Origin of the sequence: Pantoea sp. BJ2 (assembly GCF_040255075.1) — a bacterium.
GTDB classification, from domain to species: Bacteria; Pseudomonadota; Gammaproteobacteria; order Enterobacterales; family Enterobacteriaceae; genus Pantoea; species Pantoea leporis.
Genome location: NZ_CP158292.1, coordinates 2,210,601 through 2,227,107, shown reverse-complemented (window position 1 = coordinate 2,227,107; position 16,507 = coordinate 2,210,601). Strand labels below are relative to the sequence as shown.

Sequence of the window (16,507 nt, the reverse complement as noted above, 5' to 3'; positions counted from 1 at the left end):
GAGCGCCATAACGATTAACGTAACAGCATATACAGCCGGTACAGGTAGATAATCAGCACTGCGGAGACCAGGTTACCCAGCGCGTTCAACACCACGGAGGCGATATTGGCGGGCAGCACGGTCAGCGATGAGAAGAAGAACATCAGCACAATTTTGGCCAGCAGCCACAGCACAATAGCCGGTGCGATAACCTTAATATTCTTCCAGGCGAGACGCATGCTGGCACGCATCGCGCCAATCACGCCGAGCTTCTCATTGGCGAGAATCACCGGTGCCAGTGAAAACAGGACCGCCAGAATCACGCCCGGTACCATCAGCACCATAAAGCCCAATTGAACCAGCAGGGTAATCAGGAAGGTCTGCAGCAGCAGCTTTGGCAGGATGGGCGCAGATGCACCAATAGCGCGCAGCGCGCTGACGCGTTGTCCGCCCGATACCATTGGGATTAGAAGCAGCATGCCACCCAGCAGCAGCGTGTTGCCAATCAACGCAGCGAACGTGCCTGCAGCGGAAGCGCGCAGCAAAATACGCTGCTGATCCGGAGACATATTTTGTACCAGCTCAAACAGCGACGATGCGCTGTCATCGGACTGGCTCAACAACGAGAGCTGGTCTTCACCTGGCGTTAACGCGTGGCCGACGATCACAGTAATGAACGAGGTCAGCAGCGCCAGCAGTAAAATAGTAACCAGCTGATGGCGCAAAAAATTTCCTGTGTCACGGTATAACGAGCTTGCCGTGATAGACATGTAAACTCCTTGAAAGAACCGGATTAATTAACCCGGCGATTGTACATGTTCTACTGGCGTGCTGGCACCCGCATTGGGATAACTTTCTGTCATAACAGGTAAAGAAGGGTGAAAAAGCGCAGGAAGACCGTAGCGAGCACGGGCGCGATCGCAAGCTTCGTTCTGTTCACCGTTCTCGCCGGACATCGAAAACTCCCGACAGGGCGAAGGACGCTGCTGATAAATGCCGCAGGATACGCAGCCGCCGACGTCGCCCTGCAGCGCAATACAGCGCGGCTGGCGTTGGTTGGTGCCGCGCATATTGCGCATAAACGGGGTTAACGGTTCGGTTAATTCAACGGGAACAGCACCGGCGCCATCATCGGCTTCGGCCCAGTAAAATGAGACACGGAAGTGCGCGCAGCATGCGCCACAGGTCACGCAAGGATTTAGTGAATCGCTCATCTGATCGCCCGCCACCTTTAAGGTATCGAACCAAAATCACACAGGGGAAAGTTAAAATAGTCACGGCGAAAAATTTTCGCAAGCGGACTTTTATTACGCGCTGTAAAGCCAAAATTGATCTGAATCAATTCATTGTTTTTTAAGTGATTAATTTAGATTGATGCAGATGATCTTTTACCAAAAAAGGGGTAAATGTTGTGCCGCATTCAACATTGTGACCCATCTTTATTTGGCAAAGGAGTGATTATGAAACTGGCAAAATGCGCACTGCTGATGGCGCTGGCAATTCCGCAACTGGCTCTGGCTCATGAAGCCGGTGATTTCTTTATGCGTGCAGGTAGCGCCACCGTTCGTCCGACCGAAGGCTCTGACAATGTGCTGGGTATGGGCGGCTTTAACGTTAGCAACGATACGCAGCTGGGCTTGACCTTCACCTATATGGCAACGGATAACATCGGCGTTGAGCTGCTGGCTGCAACCCCGTTCCGTCATAAGGTTGGACTGGGCGCCACCGGTAATCTGGCCACCGTTCGTCAGCTGCCGCCAACCTTAATGGCGCAGTACTATTTCTTTGATAGCAAAAGTAAAGTCCGTCCGTACGTTGGCGTCGGTATCAACTACACCACCTTCTACGATGCCAAATTCAACCAAACGGGTGAGGATGCCGGTTTAAGCGACCTGAGCGTGAAAGACTCGTGGGGCATGGCGGGCCAGGTTGGTCTGGATTATCAAATCAACCGCGACTGGATGCTGAACGCATCGCTGTGGTACATGGATATTGATACCGAAGTGAAATTTAAAGCTGGCGGTGAGCAGCAAAACATCAACACGCGTATCGATCCGTGGGTGTTCTTCTTTGGTGCGGGATATCGATTCTAATCGGCAACCAGAAATGAAGCGGGCGGCCAGAAGGTCGCCCGTTGTATTATTTGATCTGCATATTGTTAACCACAGATTTCACACCCGCCACGCCACGCGTTACGGCCACCGCGCGATTTGCCATCTGCGGTGAGCTGACAAAACCGCTCAGCTGAACTTTACCCTTGAAGGTTTCAACGTCAATTTCGGTCGATTTCAGCGACTCGTCATTCAACAGCTGAGCCTTAACTTTGGTGGTTACCACGGTATCGTCGATGTAACCGCCAGTGCCTTCTTTGGTCGCTGTGGGTGCACACGCGCTAAGTGCCAGCGCCATTACCGCAGCCATCATAAATCCTGCAACGACTTTGAAAAATTTCATTGGTTATCTCCCTGTCTTAGATGATGTTTCGCCGCAATGGGGCGGCGCAGTTAATTGTGGTCTGGAGATGCGAAATCAGCAAATCGGCGCGCGCGAAAAAGTCAGAAAGAGGGCATTTTTACCACTTAATGAGCCAATCGCAGTTTTCGCTGGGCATGAAAATCTGAGAGTAGCCGGGAATTTGAGTTTGGGGATGTTTGTGGCAATAAAAAGGCCTTATCCGCACCTGCGAATAAGGCCCTGAAGATTTTAGCGGGTAGCTGCTTTCAGACTGCTCACAAAGGCTTTCAGTTCGCTGAGCAGCGTTGCCGGATCGTTCTGGTTACGCTCAATAATTTTCACAATTGCCGACCCGGAAATGGCACCCGCCGCACCGGCGGCGATGGCTTCTTTCACCTGGCCGGGTTCAGAGATACCAAAGCCCTGCAGCGGCGGCGCAGCGTTAAACTCACGCAGCTTTTCGATCAGGTGATGCAGCGGCAGGCTGGCACGATTTTCCGAACCGGTGACGCCTGCGCGTGACAGCAAATAGGTATAACCGCGACCGTGCGCAGCGATCTCACGCAGCAGTTCATCGTCAGCATTTGGTGGACAGATAAAGATCGGCGCCACATTGTGGCGCAGCGCAGCCTGACGGAACGGCGCAGACTCTTCCAGCGGCACATCCGCAACCAGCACAGAATCGACGCCCACCGCTTCACACTGCGCATAAAAGTTGTCGATACCTTTGCTGAACACCAGATTGGCGTACATCAGCAAGCCAATCGGCAGCTCGGGATATTTCTGACGCACGGTCGCCAGAATTTCAAAGCACTGCGCCACGGTGGTGCCGGAAGCAAAGGCACGCAGCGTCGCGCCCTGTATGGTTGGGCCGTCGGCCAGCGGATCCGAGAACGGAATACCGAGCTCTAGCGCATCCGCACCGCCTTCCACCAGGGTATCGATAATTTTTAGCGACAGTTCAGGTGACGGATCGCCGAGAGTAACGAAGGGGACAAACGCGCCTTCTTGCTGCGCCGACAGACGTTGAAACAGCTGATTGTAACGTTCCATCAGATCTCTCCCTTGGCTTTCAAAATATCGTGAACGGTGAAGATGTCTTTATCGCCGCGACCAGAAAGGTTAACCACCAGCAGCTGCTCTTTTTCCGGATTTTCGCGGATCATTTTCAGTGCATGTGCCAGCGCGTGTGAGGATTCGAGCGCAGGAATAATCCCTTCAGCACGGCACAGCTCTTTAAAGGCGCTGAGCGCTTCGTTATCGGTGATCGAAACATATTCCGCGCGGCCGATACTGTTCAGATGCGCATGCTGAGGACCCACTGACGGGAAGTCCAGACCTGCAGAGATTGAGTAGGATTCTTCAATCTGCCCCTCTTCGGTCTGCATCATCGGCGCTTTCATACCGAAATAGATACCCACGCGACCGTGCTTGAGCGGCGCACCGTGTTCTCCGGTTTCGATCCCGTGACCGGCCGGCTCTACGCCGATCAGGCCAACACTTTCTTCTTCGATAAAATCAGCGAACATGCCGATAGCGTTCGAACCACCGCCCACGCAGGCTAACACCGCATCCGGCAGGCGACCTTCGCGCTCCAGAATCTGGGCTTTGGTCTCTTCACCAATCATGCGCTGGAATTCACGCACGATAGTCGGGAACGGATGCGGGCCAGCGGCGGTGCCGAGCATGTAGTGCGCGGTTTCATAGCTGCCAGACCAGTCGCGCAGCGCCTCGTTACAGGCATCTTTCAGCGTGGCTGAGCCGCTATGCACCGGAATCACTTCCGCGCCCATCAGACGCATACGGAATACGTTTGGCGACTGACGCTCAACGTCCTTGGCGCCCATGTAGATGCGGCACTTCATACCCAGCAGGGCACAGGCTAACGCTGACGCGACACCGTGCTGACCGGCGCCGGTTTCCGCGATGATCTCGTTTTTGCCCATGCGCTTAGCCAACAGCGCCTGACCCAGCACCTGGTTGGTTTTATGCGCACCACCGTGCAGCAAATCTTCACGCTTTAGATAAAGGCGGGTTTTGCTGCCTTTAGTCAGGTTGCTGCACAGCGTCAAAGCCGTTGGGCGTCCAGCGTAGTTTTTCAGCAGGTCAGTAAACTCGGCCTGAAACTCGGGATCGCGCTGCGCTTCAACAAACGCATTTTCCAACTGGCGCAAGGCTGGCATCAGGATTTGTGGTACGTACTGGCCGCCAAACTCGCCAAAATAGGGATTCAATAACGTGGTCATTTTTCATCTTCCTTATTCGGCCCGCACCATGGCGGGCAAGCGAAATTAATAGGCGCGCAGCGTGCGGAATACCGCCGCGACTTTGCTGGCATCTTTAATGCCTGGCGCAGATTCTACGCCGGAGTTGAAATCGAGGCCGGCACAGCCCAGCTGCGCGGCCTCTACGCAGTTGTCCGCGCTTAGGCCACCGGCCAGCAGCACATTGCTGAGATCCTGGCCTTGCAGCAGTGACCAATCGAAACGCTGGCCGGTGCCGCCCTGGCCATTATCAAACACGTAACGATCGACGTGCGGCCAGTCGCGCGCAGGTAACTGCTCTTTAATGCTCAGCGCTTTCCAGATTTTGGTGTCTGCTGGCAGCGCCTGACGCAATTCTGCGACGAACGCCTGATCTTCATCGCCGTGCAGCTGTACCGCAAAAAGTTTTAAACTTTCCGCTAGCGTGACAATGTCACTTGCCGCATTGTTGCGGAATACGCCAACATACTTCAGCGGGGCAGCCGCCTGCACAATCTGCGCCTGCTCGCGGCTGATTTTACGCGGTGAGCCTTCAGCGAAGATCAAGCCACCGTAAATGGCGCCGGCTTCCTGCGCTGCGCGTGCATCTTCGGCGCGGGTCAGGCCGCAGACTTTATTATCACCGAGCAATACGCGTCGCACGCCAGCAGTGAGATCGGCTTCTTCCATCAGCGCGGAGCCAATCAGGAAGCCGTTAGCGAAGTGGCTCAGCTCACGAACCTGCGCATAATTGTGAATGCCAGATTCGCTGATGACGGTGACGCCATGTCCGAGGCGCGGGGCTAACTGACGCGTGCGATTCAGGTCGATGGACAGGTCGCGCAGGTCGCGGTTATTAATGCCGACGACTTTGGCTTCCAGCGCAATCGCGCGTTCCATCTCTTCTTCATTACTGACTTCGGTCAGCACGCCCATTTTCAGGCTGTGCGCCACGGCGGCGAGCTGACGATATTGCTCATCATCGAGCACCGACAACATCAGCAAAATGGCGTCGGCCTGATAATGTCGTGCCAGATAGATCTGATACGGATCGATGATGAAGTCTTTGCACAACACCGGTTGCGTGATGGCGGCGCTAACAATCGGCAGGAACGCAAAATCGCCCTGGAAGTATTTCTCATCGGTTAACACCGACACCGCAGAAGCGTAATGACGATATACGCCAGCGATGGTGGCGGGATCGAAATCCTCGCGAATCAGCCCTTTGGAGGGCGATGCTTTTTTGCATTCCAGGATGAATACGGTGCGTGAGCCACGCAGTGCATCGTAAAAATGACGTTCCGCAGGCTGCAAATCGTTCTGGAAGGTGGCCAGCGGCTGCTGTGCTTTGCGCGCTTCAACCCAGACGGCTTTATCTTGTACGATTTTCTCTAAAACAGTGCCCTTAATACTCATCTCATCCTCTCGCTGCCAGAGCGACAACGCGCTCGTAGGCCTGTCCGCTGCGAATGGCAGCGATGGCGCGCTGTGCGTTGTCGCGCAAATCTTCATTTCCGAACACTTTCAGTAACATTGCGACGTTGACCGCCACCGCCTGCTCATGGGCGGGCTGGCCTTTACCCTGAAGTAAACGGGTCAGAATGTCACGGTTTTCTTCCGGCGTGCCGCCTGCCAACGCGTCTTTATCATGGAAGCCAAAACCGAAGTCTTCTGGCGTCAGCTGATAGCCAGTGATTTCGCCATCACGCAGCTCGGCGACCTGCGTTGGGCTGTGCAGCGCCACTTCATCCATGCCGCCGCCGTGAACCACAGCCGCACGTTGATAGCCGAGCACTTTTAGCGTTTGGGCGATTGGCAGTACCAGCTCCGGGCTGTACACGCCAATCACCGCCAGCGGTGGACGCGCGGGGTTAATCAGCGGACCCAGCACGTTAAAGATGGTACGGGTTTTCAACTGCTGACGTACCGGCATCGCGTGACGAAAACCGCTGTGGTACTGCGGAGCAAACAGGAAGCAGACGTTGAGATCGTCCAGCGCCTGGCGTGCTTGTTCCGCAGGCATATCCAGATTGATGCCAAATGCCGCCAGCAGATCGGAAGAACCCGACTTGCTGGAGACGCTGCGATTACCGTGCTTTGCCACTTTCAGGCCGCAGGTTGCCGCAACAAAGGCGCTGGCGGTCGAGATATTGATGCTGTTGCTGCCGTCACCGCCGGTACCGACGATATCGGCAAAGGTGTAATCCGGGCGCGGGAACGGTTTTGCATCAGCCAGCAGCGCGGAAGCGGCACCGGCGATCTCTTCCGGACGCTCGCCACGAACTTTCATGGCAATCAGCGCGGCGGCTAACTGCGTCGGCTCCAGCTGACCGGTAATAATAGCGCTAAATAGCTGGTGGCTTTCGCCCTGGCTCAGCGTCTCAGACTGATAAAGTTTTTCCAGAATAGTTTGCATCATAATCTCCCTATTACTTCGCCAGCGCCCAGGCCAACGTCTGTTCTAATAAGCGCGCGCCCTGAGTGGTGAGAATGGATTCGGGGTGGAACTGGAAGCCACACACCCGGTCGGCATCGTGGCGCACGGCCATCACCATGCCGTTGTAGCTGGCGTTAACGGTCAAGTCGGCTGGCGTATTGCTACCGACCAGCGAGTGATAGCGCGCCACCGGAAGCGGATTGCTTAGGCCAGCGAACATGCCTTCGCCATCATGGGTAATAGAAGAGGCTTTGCCGTGCAGGATCTCGCCGGCCTGGCCGACATGGCCGCCGTAAGCTTCAACAATCGCCTGATGACCGAGACAGATGCCGATAATCGGCAGACGACCGCGCAGCGCTTGCAGCAAATCTGGCATGCATCCGGCATCTTTCGGCGCGCCCGGACCCGGCGACAGCATCAGAATCGGGTTTTCCATCTGTTGCAGGCGTTCAATCAGCACCTCAGCGGGCACGTTGTTGCGGTAAATCACCACGTTATGGCCAAAGGTACGCAGCTGATCAACGAGGTTGTAAGTAAAAGAGTCGATGTTATCGAGCAGCAGGATATCGGCCATCAGAAAATCTCCTTGCAGTGATGGGCTGTTGCGATGGCACGCAATACCGCGCGCGCTTTGTTGCGGCTCTCGTCCGCTTCTGCCTGAGGCTGGGAATCCAGCACCACACCGGCGCCGGCTTGTACGGTGGCTACGCCGTCTTCAACCCACGCGGAACGGATAACGATGCAGGTATCAAGGTCGCCGTTAGCGGTGAAATAGCCGACTGCGCCGCCGTAGCTGCCGCGACGTGTGCCTTCTTTCCCGGCAATCAGTTGCATCGCACGCACTTTCGGTGCGCCGCTCAGCGTGCCCATGTTCATGCAGGCGCGGTAGGCGTGCAGCACGTCGAGATCTGCGCGCAACGTGCCGACCACGCGTGACACCAGATGCATCACAAACGAGTAGCGGTCAACTTTAGTCAGGTCTGCCACGTAACGGCTGCCCGGCACGCAGATACGCGCCAAATCGTTACGTGCTAAATCCACCAGCATCAGGTGCTCAGCCATCTCTTTATGGTCGGTGCGCATTTCCAGTTCGATGCGGCTGTCGAGATCGCGATCCAGCGAGCCATCGGCATGGCGGCCGCGTGGACGCGTACCGGCAATCGGGTAGATCTCAATCTGACGCGACGTCGCGTCATATTTCAGTGAGCTTTCTGGCGAGGCACCAAACAGCGCGAAATCCTGATCCTGCATAAAGAACATGTAAGGACTTGGATTGCTGTTTTTCAACGTGTCGTAAGCGGCCAGTGGAGAAGGGCACGGCAGCGAGAAGCGACGTGAAGGGACAACCTGGAAGATTTCGCCAATGCGAATCGCTTCCTGCATCTCACTAACTACGCTGCAATACTCTTCGTCGCTCTGACTGGTGCTCAGCGTCATGTGCTCGACGCGCTGGACCGGCAATGCGGGCGCTGCTTGCGTCATCTGGCCGCGCAGTTGTTCGATGCGGCCTTGCAGACGCTGGAACTCGCTGGTCGATGGGCTGAATAAGCTGGCCTGCAGGCGAGCAGTGCGCTGCTGATGGTCGATCACCAGTAAGGTTTCGGCCAGATAGAAGCAGTAATCCGGGCAACGCTGTTCGTTGCGCAGTTGCGGCAGATCTTCGAAACCGGCCACTAAGTCATAAGCGAACAAGCCGCCAAGTAGCATCGCTTCACGCTCCTCTTCCGGGCTGTTCACCAGTTGCGGGATCAGGCGCAGCGCATCAAATACGGAAAGGGCCTTCAGGCGGGAATCTTCGTCCTGCATGCCTTGCGGCTGGGTGAAATGCAGCTCGCGGCCATCAGGGCGCACCTCGATACGCACCTCAGAGGGCAGCGCCTCGTCCAGCAGCGGCAAGATGGCGCGACCATTTTCCGACAGCGCTTTGATGGTGACAATGTTGCCCAGCGCACTGACGCGCAGCGCGCTATCGACAATCAACAGGCTTTTCAGGTTTTGTTTGCTGTCGATATCTGCGGATTCAAGCAGCAGAGTTGCTGGACGTGCGCCGCATAACTGATGAAACACTGCGGCCGGATCTTCGCGGTAGGGCGCGGTACCGGTTATCAACTTCAATGTAGGTTTCGCAATAGCCATAATGGATTCTCTGAATTTCGCTCAAAAAAAAGCCCGCTCGGTGGCGGGCTTAGGTATCAATCTGCACTGCGGTTACGCAAATTGTGCACGACGACGTCGCCCGATAAAGGGATCTTCGCGCCACCAACCATTTAGATGCGTACCAAAAATAGTCATGATTAAATACCCGTTACGTGTGAACTTGTGTACTAGTTAACTGGTTCGGGCGAAAAATGTCAATACCCTTTTTCAGCCAGGGGCAAAATCGTTATCATGCCTGCCGGTTTATGCAGTTGCTGGAGTTATTTTGTCGGACATCGCTCGTTTTCCCCTTTACGATTTACACAGCCATACGCTGGCTTCTGACGGCTTATTGACGCCGACCGCGCTGGTGCAGCGCGCGGTTGAGATGAAAGTCGGTGTGCTGGCGATTACCGATCACGACACGGTGGCGGGCGTGGCAGAAGCGCAGGCGGCAGTGATGCAACAGGATCTACCGATCCGCGTGCTAGCCGGTTTAGAAGCATCAACCTTATGGGAAAATCACGAAATCCACATTGTGGGGCTGAATGTCGATTGCCAGCATCCCGCGCTGACTGAATTCCTTGCGCAGCAGTATCAGACACGCCTTGATCGTGCGCAGCAGATTGCCGAACGCCTCGAGCGCGCTCGCATTCCTGATGCGCTAGCCGGTGCGCAGCGACTGGCGCAGGGCGGCTTGATCACGCGTGGCCACTTTGCGCGTTATCTGGTGGAGATTGGCAAAGCCGACAATATGGCGCAGGTATTCAAGAATTATCTGGCGCGCGGGAAAACCGGCTACGTGCCGCCGCAATGGTGTACAATTAAACAAGCCATTGATGCTATTCATCATTCTGGCGGCTATGCCGTTTTGGCGCATCCCGGTCGTTATGGTTTGTCGGCTAAATGGTTAAAGCGGCTGATTGCGCATTTTGCCGACGTGGGTGGCGATGCCATGGAGGTCGCGCAGTGCCAGCAAGCGCCCAACGAGCGCACGCAGCTGGCAACCTATGCGCGTGACCATCAGTTAGCCGGGTCGCAGGGATCAGATTTCCACCAACCTTGTCCGTGGATAGAACTGGGACGCAAGTTATGGCTACCGGGCGGCGTGGAGCCGGTTTGGGAACGCTTCCCCGCATTGGCGCCCAGCAGTGCTGTTACAGACAGGTGATATGAGGTTTTTATGAGTCAATATTTTCACATTCATCCCGACAATCCGCAGCCGCGCCTGGTAAATCAGGCCGTTGATTATCTCAATAAAGGCAGCGTGATTGTTTATCCAACCGATTCCGGCTATGCGCTGGGGTGTCGTCTGGAAGAGAAAAATGCCATGGAGCGCATTTGTCGCATTCGCCAATTGGATGGCAATCACAACTTTACGCTGATGTGCCGCGATCTGTCGGAGCTGTCGACTTACGCGCAGGTGGATAACTCCGCGTTTCGCCTCCTGAAAAACAACACGCCGGGCAACTACACCTTCATTTTGAAGGCGACGAAAGAAGTGCCGCGTCGTCTGATGAATGACAAACGTAAAACCATCGGGCTACGCGTGCCGTCCAATCCGGTGGCGCTGGCGCTATTGGAGCGCCTCAACGAGCCGATGATGTCGACTTCGCTGATGCTGCCCGGCAATGATTTCACCGAGTCCGATCCGGAAGAGATTCAGTACAGCATTGGCAAGCTGGTGGATCTGATCATCGATGGCGGCACGCTGGGACAGCAGCCGACCACGGTGATCGATCTCACCAGCGATGCGCCGTTGGTGGTGCGCGAAGGTGTCGGTGACACGCGCCCGTTCCAGTAATCATGCATGGTCAGGCGTGGCTTTCTGCGTCTGACCAATATTGGATTCCAGCCAGGTTTTGAAATCCCCGTACGGAATATACAGCGAGACATCTTTTAAGATGACTTTCTTGCTGCGAACGTTAGATATTTCATGGCTGTAACCGACAATCACCCCGCCAATGGTTTGGTCCGCATTATATACCGCGCCACCGGACATCCCTTGCACCACGCCAGCATTTGATGCCATTGCCATGCAGGGCTTTTTATTCCATTTATTGGTAATGGCGGTACGCGCTAAATTAACGCCGCTCGATTCCACCGGCATAGCGGAAATAAAGCTGTAACCGTACATTTTAATCGGTTCGCCAATAGCACCGTTGCGGAATTTCGCCAGCGTTTCTGGACTGTTTTTATGATAAATAATCGCGACGTCGCAATAAGGATGATAGGCCTTGACACGCTGCACGGCCGTTTTTGCCACGTGCGCCGCCGTCAGGCTGTATTCTGGCGTCAAAGGAATGGTTGTACCGAGAATGCCCAAACCCAGCACGGTCGGGATGCCTGTCACGCTCATATCAACGTGTTGCATCGCAGTACGACTGTACTCAGTGTGGCCCACGGAACAACCGCTCAGTGCCAGCGCAGCGAGCGCAGGCCAAAGCAGAGAGGTTTTCATGGCTGTGATCTTCTTTAAAGCATGTCCGTAAAATCCCTGGTGAAGACTTTCGACATGCAAATTAAATTCATTCCGTAAATGAATAAACGCGTCTAATCCCGCGCGCGCCGGTTTGTAATATCAGTGAAATTACACAGTGGTTCGTTAATGATTTGTAAGTTGAACGAATATAAATAGTAAATGAAAGCTATGTTATTATGACGACGCACTGGATTTCAGGCTTAAATTTTACACAGTTTTTTCTGCAGAACAATTCATCAAATTTAATATTAATCAAATAATACAAAAATACAGACTTAATCCAACCTGTAGTGCCAATAAACTATCAGTTTGCATTTATTACTGTAATGGACCTTATTTAATGCTATTAAATAGTTTTTTATGCTGTTTTATTGTTTTTACTTAGATTTAAAGTTTGTGATTATCCTTAAGCGTGGCGAGCAATAGCGGTTAAGCAGTCTTGCAAAGTGCTAATGTATCAGTTGCCTTAAGTTGATAATAGGCTCAGGCGGGAAAGGTTAGGGACAAGTAATAATAATTCAGTCACTTGGCGTGGATGCTGCGGATGCAAATAAGATCGATCTATCAGCCAGCTGAATGTTTATCGTCATGGTCTTAATGGCCACGTTTTTACCAGACCCTCTGTTATCGGCAGCAAAGGAAAAGGTGTTAACAAAACTTGCGTTAGTGTAAAATCGCGGGCCGTCTGCGATTGCAGCAGCGATGCAGAGCGGTAACAGATTCTGATATGGGAATTGGTAATCCCTTTATCGCACCTCTTCTTACCACGACGCCTGGGAAGGCGACAACGAGGCTCCATGAGCGAAAAATTACAGAAAGTATTAGCGCGCGCCGGTCACGGTTCGCGTCGCGAAATCGAAACCATGATTTCAGCTGGACGCGTCAGCGTTGACGGCAAACTGGCGACGCTTGGCGATCGCATCGAAAGTGATAAATCCCTGAAAATTCGTATCGATGGCCATCTGGTTTCCATCGCTGAGTCGGCGACCGAAGTGTGTCGCGTATTAGCGTACTACAAACCAGAAGGTGAACTCTGCACGCGTAACGACCCGGAAGGGCGTCCAACCGTATTTGATCGTCTGCCGCGTCTGCGTGGTTCACGCTGGATTGCCGTCGGCCGTCTGGATGTGAATACCTGCGGTTTGATGCTGTTCACCACCGATGGTGAACTGGCTAACCGTTTGATGCACCCAAGCCGTGAAGTGGAGCGTGAATATGCGGTTCGCGTGTTTGGCGAAGTGGATGACGATAAAATCCGTCAGCTGAGCAAAGGCGTGCAGCTGGAAGATGGCCCGGCATCGTTCAAAACCATTAAGTTTGCCGGTGGCGAAGGCATTAACCAATGGTACAACGTGACGCTGACCGAAGGACGTAACCGCGAAGTGCGCCGTCTGTGGGAAGCGGTTGGTGTGCAGGTTAGCCGTCTGATGCGTGTGCGTTACGGTGATATCCAGTTGCCGAAAGGCTTGCCACGCGGCGGCTGGATCGAGATGGAATTACCGGCAGTCAACTATCTGCGTACGTTAGTCAGTATGCCGGAAGAGACGGTAACGAAAGTGGCCGTTGAAAAGGATCGTCGTCGCACCAAGGCTAACCAAATTCGTCGTGCGGTAAAACGTCACGGTGTGGTGAGCAACAATCCGCGTCGGAATAATACCAAACGCGGTTCCTGATCCTAAGCCTGACGCCGCGCTCTGCGGCGTCAGCGTGTTACCAATCTATTCCTTGCTGTGCCTGAATTCCCGCATCAAACGCATGTTTCACCGGACGCATTTCCGTTACGGTATCTGCCAAATCCAGTAACGTACGATGACAGCCGCGACCGGTTATGATTACGCTTTGCTGTGCAGGGCGCTGTTGCAACGCATCAACCAGCTCCGCTAAATCCAGATAATCCATACTCACCATGTACGTGATTTCATCAAGGATCACCAGATCGACGCGGCTGTCGGCCAACATACGACGCGCCTGCTGCCACACCAACTGACAGGCGGCAGTGTCGGTCTCGCGGTTCTGCGTATCCCAGGTAAAACCAGTGGACATCACCTGAAATTCGACGCCGTGCTGTTCCAGCAAATTACGTTCACCGTTGGGCCATTCGCCTTTAATGAACTGTACCGCCGCCACTTTTTTACCGTGCCCGCAGGCGCGCAACGCGGTGCCAAAAGCCGCGGTGGTTTTCCCTTTGCCGTTACCGGTGAACACCATCAAAATGCCGCGCGTCTCGGTGGCGGCGGCGATTCGGGCATCAACCTGCTCTTTTAGTCGCTGCTGGCGTTGCTGATGGCGATCATTCATGCGGTTGCCGGCCCCGCTTTGCGTCCCGGCTGCGCATCAAAGCTGGTACCGGTTTTACGTCGGCTGTCATCACCCATCAAATAGAGGTAGAGCGGCATCAAATCCGCGGGGGTTTTGAGTAAATTGGCATCCTCATCCGGGAAAGCGCTGGCGCGCATTTTGGTGCGCGTACCGCCAGGATTGATGCAGTTCACCCGCAAGTGACGGTTTTTATACTCGTCAGCCAGCACCTGCATCATACCTTCAGTGGCAAACTTCGAAACCGCATACGCGCCCCAGCCTGCACGGCCGGTGCGGCCCACGCTGGACGTGGTAAACACCAGCGATCCGGCATCTGATTTCAGCAGCAGCGGCAGTAATGCCTGGGTTAAATAGAAGGTGGCATCAAGGTTTATCTGCATCACGTCACGCCAGATCTGTGGATCGAGCTCCTCCAACGGTACGATTTCGCCCAGAATGCCAGCGTTGTGCAGCACGCCATCCAGACGCGGCACCAGCGCAGTAACCTGGTCGGCTAACTGCTGGCAGCTTTCTGGCGTAGCTTCGGCCAAATCCAGTAATAAAGAAGCGGCTGGCTGCTTGTTTAACTGGTTAATGGCCTGCTGCGTTTTCTGCAGGGTGTCGGCGTTGCGGCCCAACAGGATGACGCGCGCGCCGTAGCGCGCATAGGTCAGCGCCGCTTCACGGCCGATGCCATCGGAAGCGCCGGTGACGAGGATGATGCGATTTTCCAGCAGATCGCTTTTCGGTTGATAATGCACAGCGATGTCCTTTGCTCGGGTCAGAAGGTTTTTGGCTTTATGCCTGAATTTGCCGCGCGGTGCAACGCTTGAGCCTCGCATTCTGTGCCGCCTGCGGGCATTTCAGGCGACGACAGCGCGTAAAGCGGGTAAACTTATAGCTGTTGTAATTTACTGTTTAATAAGGCGGCAGAATGGATTTTTTCTCCAGTTATGGATTATTTCTGGCTAAGGCCGTTACCGTGGTGGTGGCGATCGCAGCTATTGTTCTGATTGTGCTAAATGCCGCGCTGCGTAAACGTCACAGCAGCGGTCAGCTGCGTTTGACGCATCTTGATGATGATTATCGTGAGATGAAGGAAGATCTGCAGCTCGCCAAAATGAAGCCACAGGCGCAAAAAGTGTGGCTCAAGCAGCATAAGAAAGAAGAGAAGCAAAAGGCGAAAGCCGATAAACGCAATGCTAAAGCGGGCGTGAGCGAGACGCTGAAGCCCACGCTGTATGTGCTGGAGTTCAAAGGCAGCATGGACGCGAGTGAGGTCACCTCATTGCGTGAAGAGATCTCCGCGGTGCTGGCAGTTGCGGTGCCGGGCGATGAAGTGCTACTTCGCCTGGAAAGCCCCGGCGGCGTAGTACACGGCTACGGTTTGGCGGCTTCGCAGCTGCAACGCCTGCGCGATGCCGGTCTGCAATTGACGGCGGTGGTGGATAAAGTCGCTGCCAGCGGCGGTTACATGATGGCTTGCGTGGCGGATCGCATTGTGGCCGCACCGTTTTCTATTATTGGTTCAATTGGCGTGGTCGCGCAGATTCCCAACTTCAACCGCCTGTTAAAGCGCAACGATATTGACGTCGAGCTGCATACCGCCGGTCAGTACAAACGGACTTTGACGCTATTTGGTGAAAATACGGAAGAAGGGCGCGAGAAATTCCAGGAAGATCTCAATGAAACGCATCAGCTGTTTAAAGATTTTGTACAGCAGATGCGTCCGTCGCTTGATCTGAACAAAGTGGCGACCGGCGAGCATTGGTATGGCCGTCAGGCGCTGGATTTGGGTTTGATTGATGAAATCGGCACCAGCGATGCGTTGATTATCAAGCATATGGATCGCTTCACCGTGCTGGGCGTCCATTACGCACGTAAGCGTAAAATGATGGATCGCTTCACCAACAGCGCCAGTCTGGCGGCAGAACGGTTGATTCTGAAAATATGGCAGCGCGGCGAGAAGCCGCTGTTGTAACCGAGCCCGGCAACTGCCGGGCTTTTTTATGCCAGATGATATTGAGAGGAGAGTTCGACCGCGAGGTGTTTAAACACGTTAAATACCGTGGTGGTTTTTGCGGTGGGCAAGCCTTCATCATCGAGAAAATAGGGACCGCGAAACACCAAAACATCACCTTGCTGAATCACATCATTGGCTTCTAATCCGACAAAATAATCGTCGTGCTGCGTGATTATCTGATTGGCTATTTCCAGTAACGCGTGGCGTGAAATAGCTTCCGTTGGCACTGACATTTTTCACCTCTTTTTTGACAGCCATTTTTCTCCTTCTATATTACTTGCGAGCTATCGCGTTCAGCAAATCAGCATGGCGTCGTAAAACTGACGCAAAATTAGGCAGAATGCTAATTAAGTTGCGTAACGGATTTTATCAGGTAGAGTGTGGGCGATTCAGCTTTCAGGGAGATCACACCCGGATGTGTGGTTCTGTCAGATGGAAAACTCGCTCCTAATCAT

16 protein-coding genes, 1 pseudogene and 1 other annotated feature are annotated in these 16,507 nt (G+C 54.1%); of the genes and pseudogenes, 5 read left to right on the top strand and 12 right to left on the bottom strand.

The genetic code is table 11. The annotated features are described in order from the left end of the window. Positions 1-14: 14 nt before the first annotated feature. Both AAF463_RS10245 and AAF463_RS10240 read right to left on the bottom strand, forming a co-directional pair. Positions 15-749 carry a YciC family protein gene (locus AAF463_RS10245; RefSeq protein ID WP_210080748.1) on the bottom strand — a complete coding sequence of 245 codons (735 nt, stop codon included), beginning with the start codon at positions 747-749 and terminating at the stop codon, positions 15-17. A gap of 27 nt (positions 750-776) precedes the next feature. Then, on the bottom strand, positions 777-1,193 hold the full coding sequence (locus tag AAF463_RS10240; RefSeq protein WP_101764256.1) for a YkgJ family cysteine cluster protein: 417 nt from the start codon (positions 1,191-1,193) through the stop codon (positions 777-779). Positions 1,194-1,439: 246 nt separating this feature from the next. On the opposite strand from AAF463_RS10240, the gene ompW reads away from it, so the two are divergent. Then, positions 1,440-2,072, top strand: a complete 633-nt coding sequence (ompW, locus tag AAF463_RS10235) for an outer membrane protein OmpW (protein WP_064738828.1) — start codon at positions 1,440-1,442, stop codon at positions 2,070-2,072. 46 nt (positions 2,073-2,118) lie between these two features. On the opposite strand, the gene AAF463_RS10230 is transcribed toward ompW, so the two are convergent. The 6 genes and pseudogenes from AAF463_RS10230 to AAF463_RS10205 form a co-directional block, all read right to left on the bottom strand. After that, positions 2,119-2,433 carry a BON domain-containing protein gene (locus AAF463_RS10230; protein WP_350260683.1) on the bottom strand — a complete coding sequence of 105 codons (315 nt, stop codon included), beginning with the start codon at positions 2,431-2,433 and terminating at the stop codon, positions 2,119-2,121. Between the two features lie 249 nt (positions 2,434-2,682). After that, complete coding sequence (gene trpA / locus AAF463_RS10225) at positions 2,683-3,486, bottom strand: tryptophan synthase subunit alpha (RefSeq protein WP_101764258.1); 804 nt, start codon at positions 3,484-3,486, stop codon at positions 2,683-2,685. Beyond that, entirely contained in the window at positions 3,486-4,679 is a 1,194-nt protein-coding gene (gene trpB / locus AAF463_RS10220; protein WP_350260682.1) for a tryptophan synthase subunit beta, read from the bottom strand. The genes trpA and trpB overlap by 1 nt, the downstream gene beginning before the upstream one ends. Positions 4,680-4,724: 45 nt before the next feature. Further along, the gene (gene trpCF, locus AAF463_RS10215; RefSeq protein ID WP_350260681.1) at positions 4,725-6,092 is read right to left on the bottom strand and encodes a bifunctional indole-3-glycerol-phosphate synthase TrpC/phosphoribosylanthranilate isomerase TrpF; all 1,368 of its coding nucleotides are present in this window, start codon (positions 6,090-6,092) and stop codon (positions 4,725-4,727) included. A 1-nt stretch (position 6,093) separates the two neighbouring features. Further along, positions 6,094-7,687: pseudogene (trpD, locus tag AAF463_RS10210) on the bottom strand (bifunctional anthranilate synthase glutamate amidotransferase component TrpG/anthranilate phosphoribosyltransferase TrpD). Beyond that, the gene (locus AAF463_RS10205; RefSeq protein WP_350260680.1) at positions 7,687-9,249 is read right to left on the bottom strand and encodes an anthranilate synthase component 1; all 1,563 of its coding nucleotides are present in this window, start codon (positions 9,247-9,249) and stop codon (positions 7,687-7,689) included. The pseudogene trpD and the gene AAF463_RS10205 overlap by 1 nt, the downstream one beginning before the upstream one ends. A gap of 23 nt (positions 9,250-9,272) precedes the next feature. Further along, positions 9,273-9,381, bottom strand: a sequence feature (Trp leader region). Positions 9,382-9,535: 154 nt separating this feature from the next. Between AAF463_RS10205 and AAF463_RS10200 the strand changes: the two genes are divergently transcribed. Then, complete coding sequence (locus tag AAF463_RS10200) at positions 9,536-10,420, top strand: PHP domain-containing protein (protein ID WP_217546485.1); 885 nt, start codon at positions 9,536-9,538, stop codon at positions 10,418-10,420. 12 nt (positions 10,421-10,432) lie between these two features. Continuing rightward, positions 10,433-11,053 (top strand): L-threonylcarbamoyladenylate synthase, encoded by a 621-nt coding sequence (locus AAF463_RS10195; RefSeq protein ID WP_336767635.1) that lies wholly within the window; start codon positions 10,433-10,435, stop codon positions 11,051-11,053. Here the strand turns inward: AAF463_RS10195 and AAF463_RS10190 are convergent, their stop codons facing one another. Next, positions 11,054-11,710 carry a serine protease gene (locus AAF463_RS10190; RefSeq protein WP_137385887.1) on the bottom strand — a complete coding sequence of 219 codons (657 nt, stop codon included), beginning with the start codon at positions 11,708-11,710 and terminating at the stop codon, positions 11,054-11,056. Positions 11,711-12,528: 818 nt separating this feature from the next. On the opposite strand from AAF463_RS10190, the gene rluB reads away from it, so the two are divergent. Beyond that, positions 12,529-13,404, top strand: coding sequence for a 23S rRNA pseudouridine(2605) synthase RluB (gene rluB / locus AAF463_RS10185; protein WP_101764266.1), 876 nt, complete (start codon positions 12,529-12,531; stop codon positions 13,402-13,404). Between the two features lie 37 nt (positions 13,405-13,441). On the opposite strand, the gene cobO is transcribed toward rluB, so the two are convergent. Both cobO and AAF463_RS10175 read right to left on the bottom strand, forming a co-directional pair. After that, positions 13,442-14,029: a cob(I)yrinic acid a,c-diamide adenosyltransferase gene (cobO, locus tag AAF463_RS10180; RefSeq protein WP_110866250.1), complete on the bottom strand. Its 588-nt coding sequence runs from the start codon at positions 14,027-14,029 to the stop codon at positions 13,442-13,444. Next, complete coding sequence (locus AAF463_RS10175; RefSeq protein WP_350260679.1) at positions 14,026-14,790, bottom strand: YciK family oxidoreductase; 765 nt, start codon at positions 14,788-14,790, stop codon at positions 14,026-14,028. Before AAF463_RS10175 ends, cobO begins: the two co-directional genes overlap by 4 nt. A 173-nt stretch (positions 14,791-14,963) precedes the next feature. On the opposite strand from AAF463_RS10175, the gene sohB reads away from it, so the two are divergent. Beyond that, a complete protein-coding gene (gene sohB / locus AAF463_RS10170; RefSeq protein WP_110866249.1) occupies positions 14,964-16,010 on the top strand; it encodes a protease SohB in 1,047 nt (348 codons plus the stop codon). Positions 16,011-16,036: 26 nt separating this feature from the next. Here the strand turns inward: sohB and AAF463_RS10165 are convergent, their stop codons facing one another. Further along, positions 16,037-16,285 (bottom strand): DUF2498 family protein, encoded by a 249-nt coding sequence (locus AAF463_RS10165; protein ID WP_101764269.1) that lies wholly within the window; start codon positions 16,283-16,285, stop codon positions 16,037-16,039. Between the last annotated feature and the right edge of the window lie 222 nt (positions 16,286-16,507).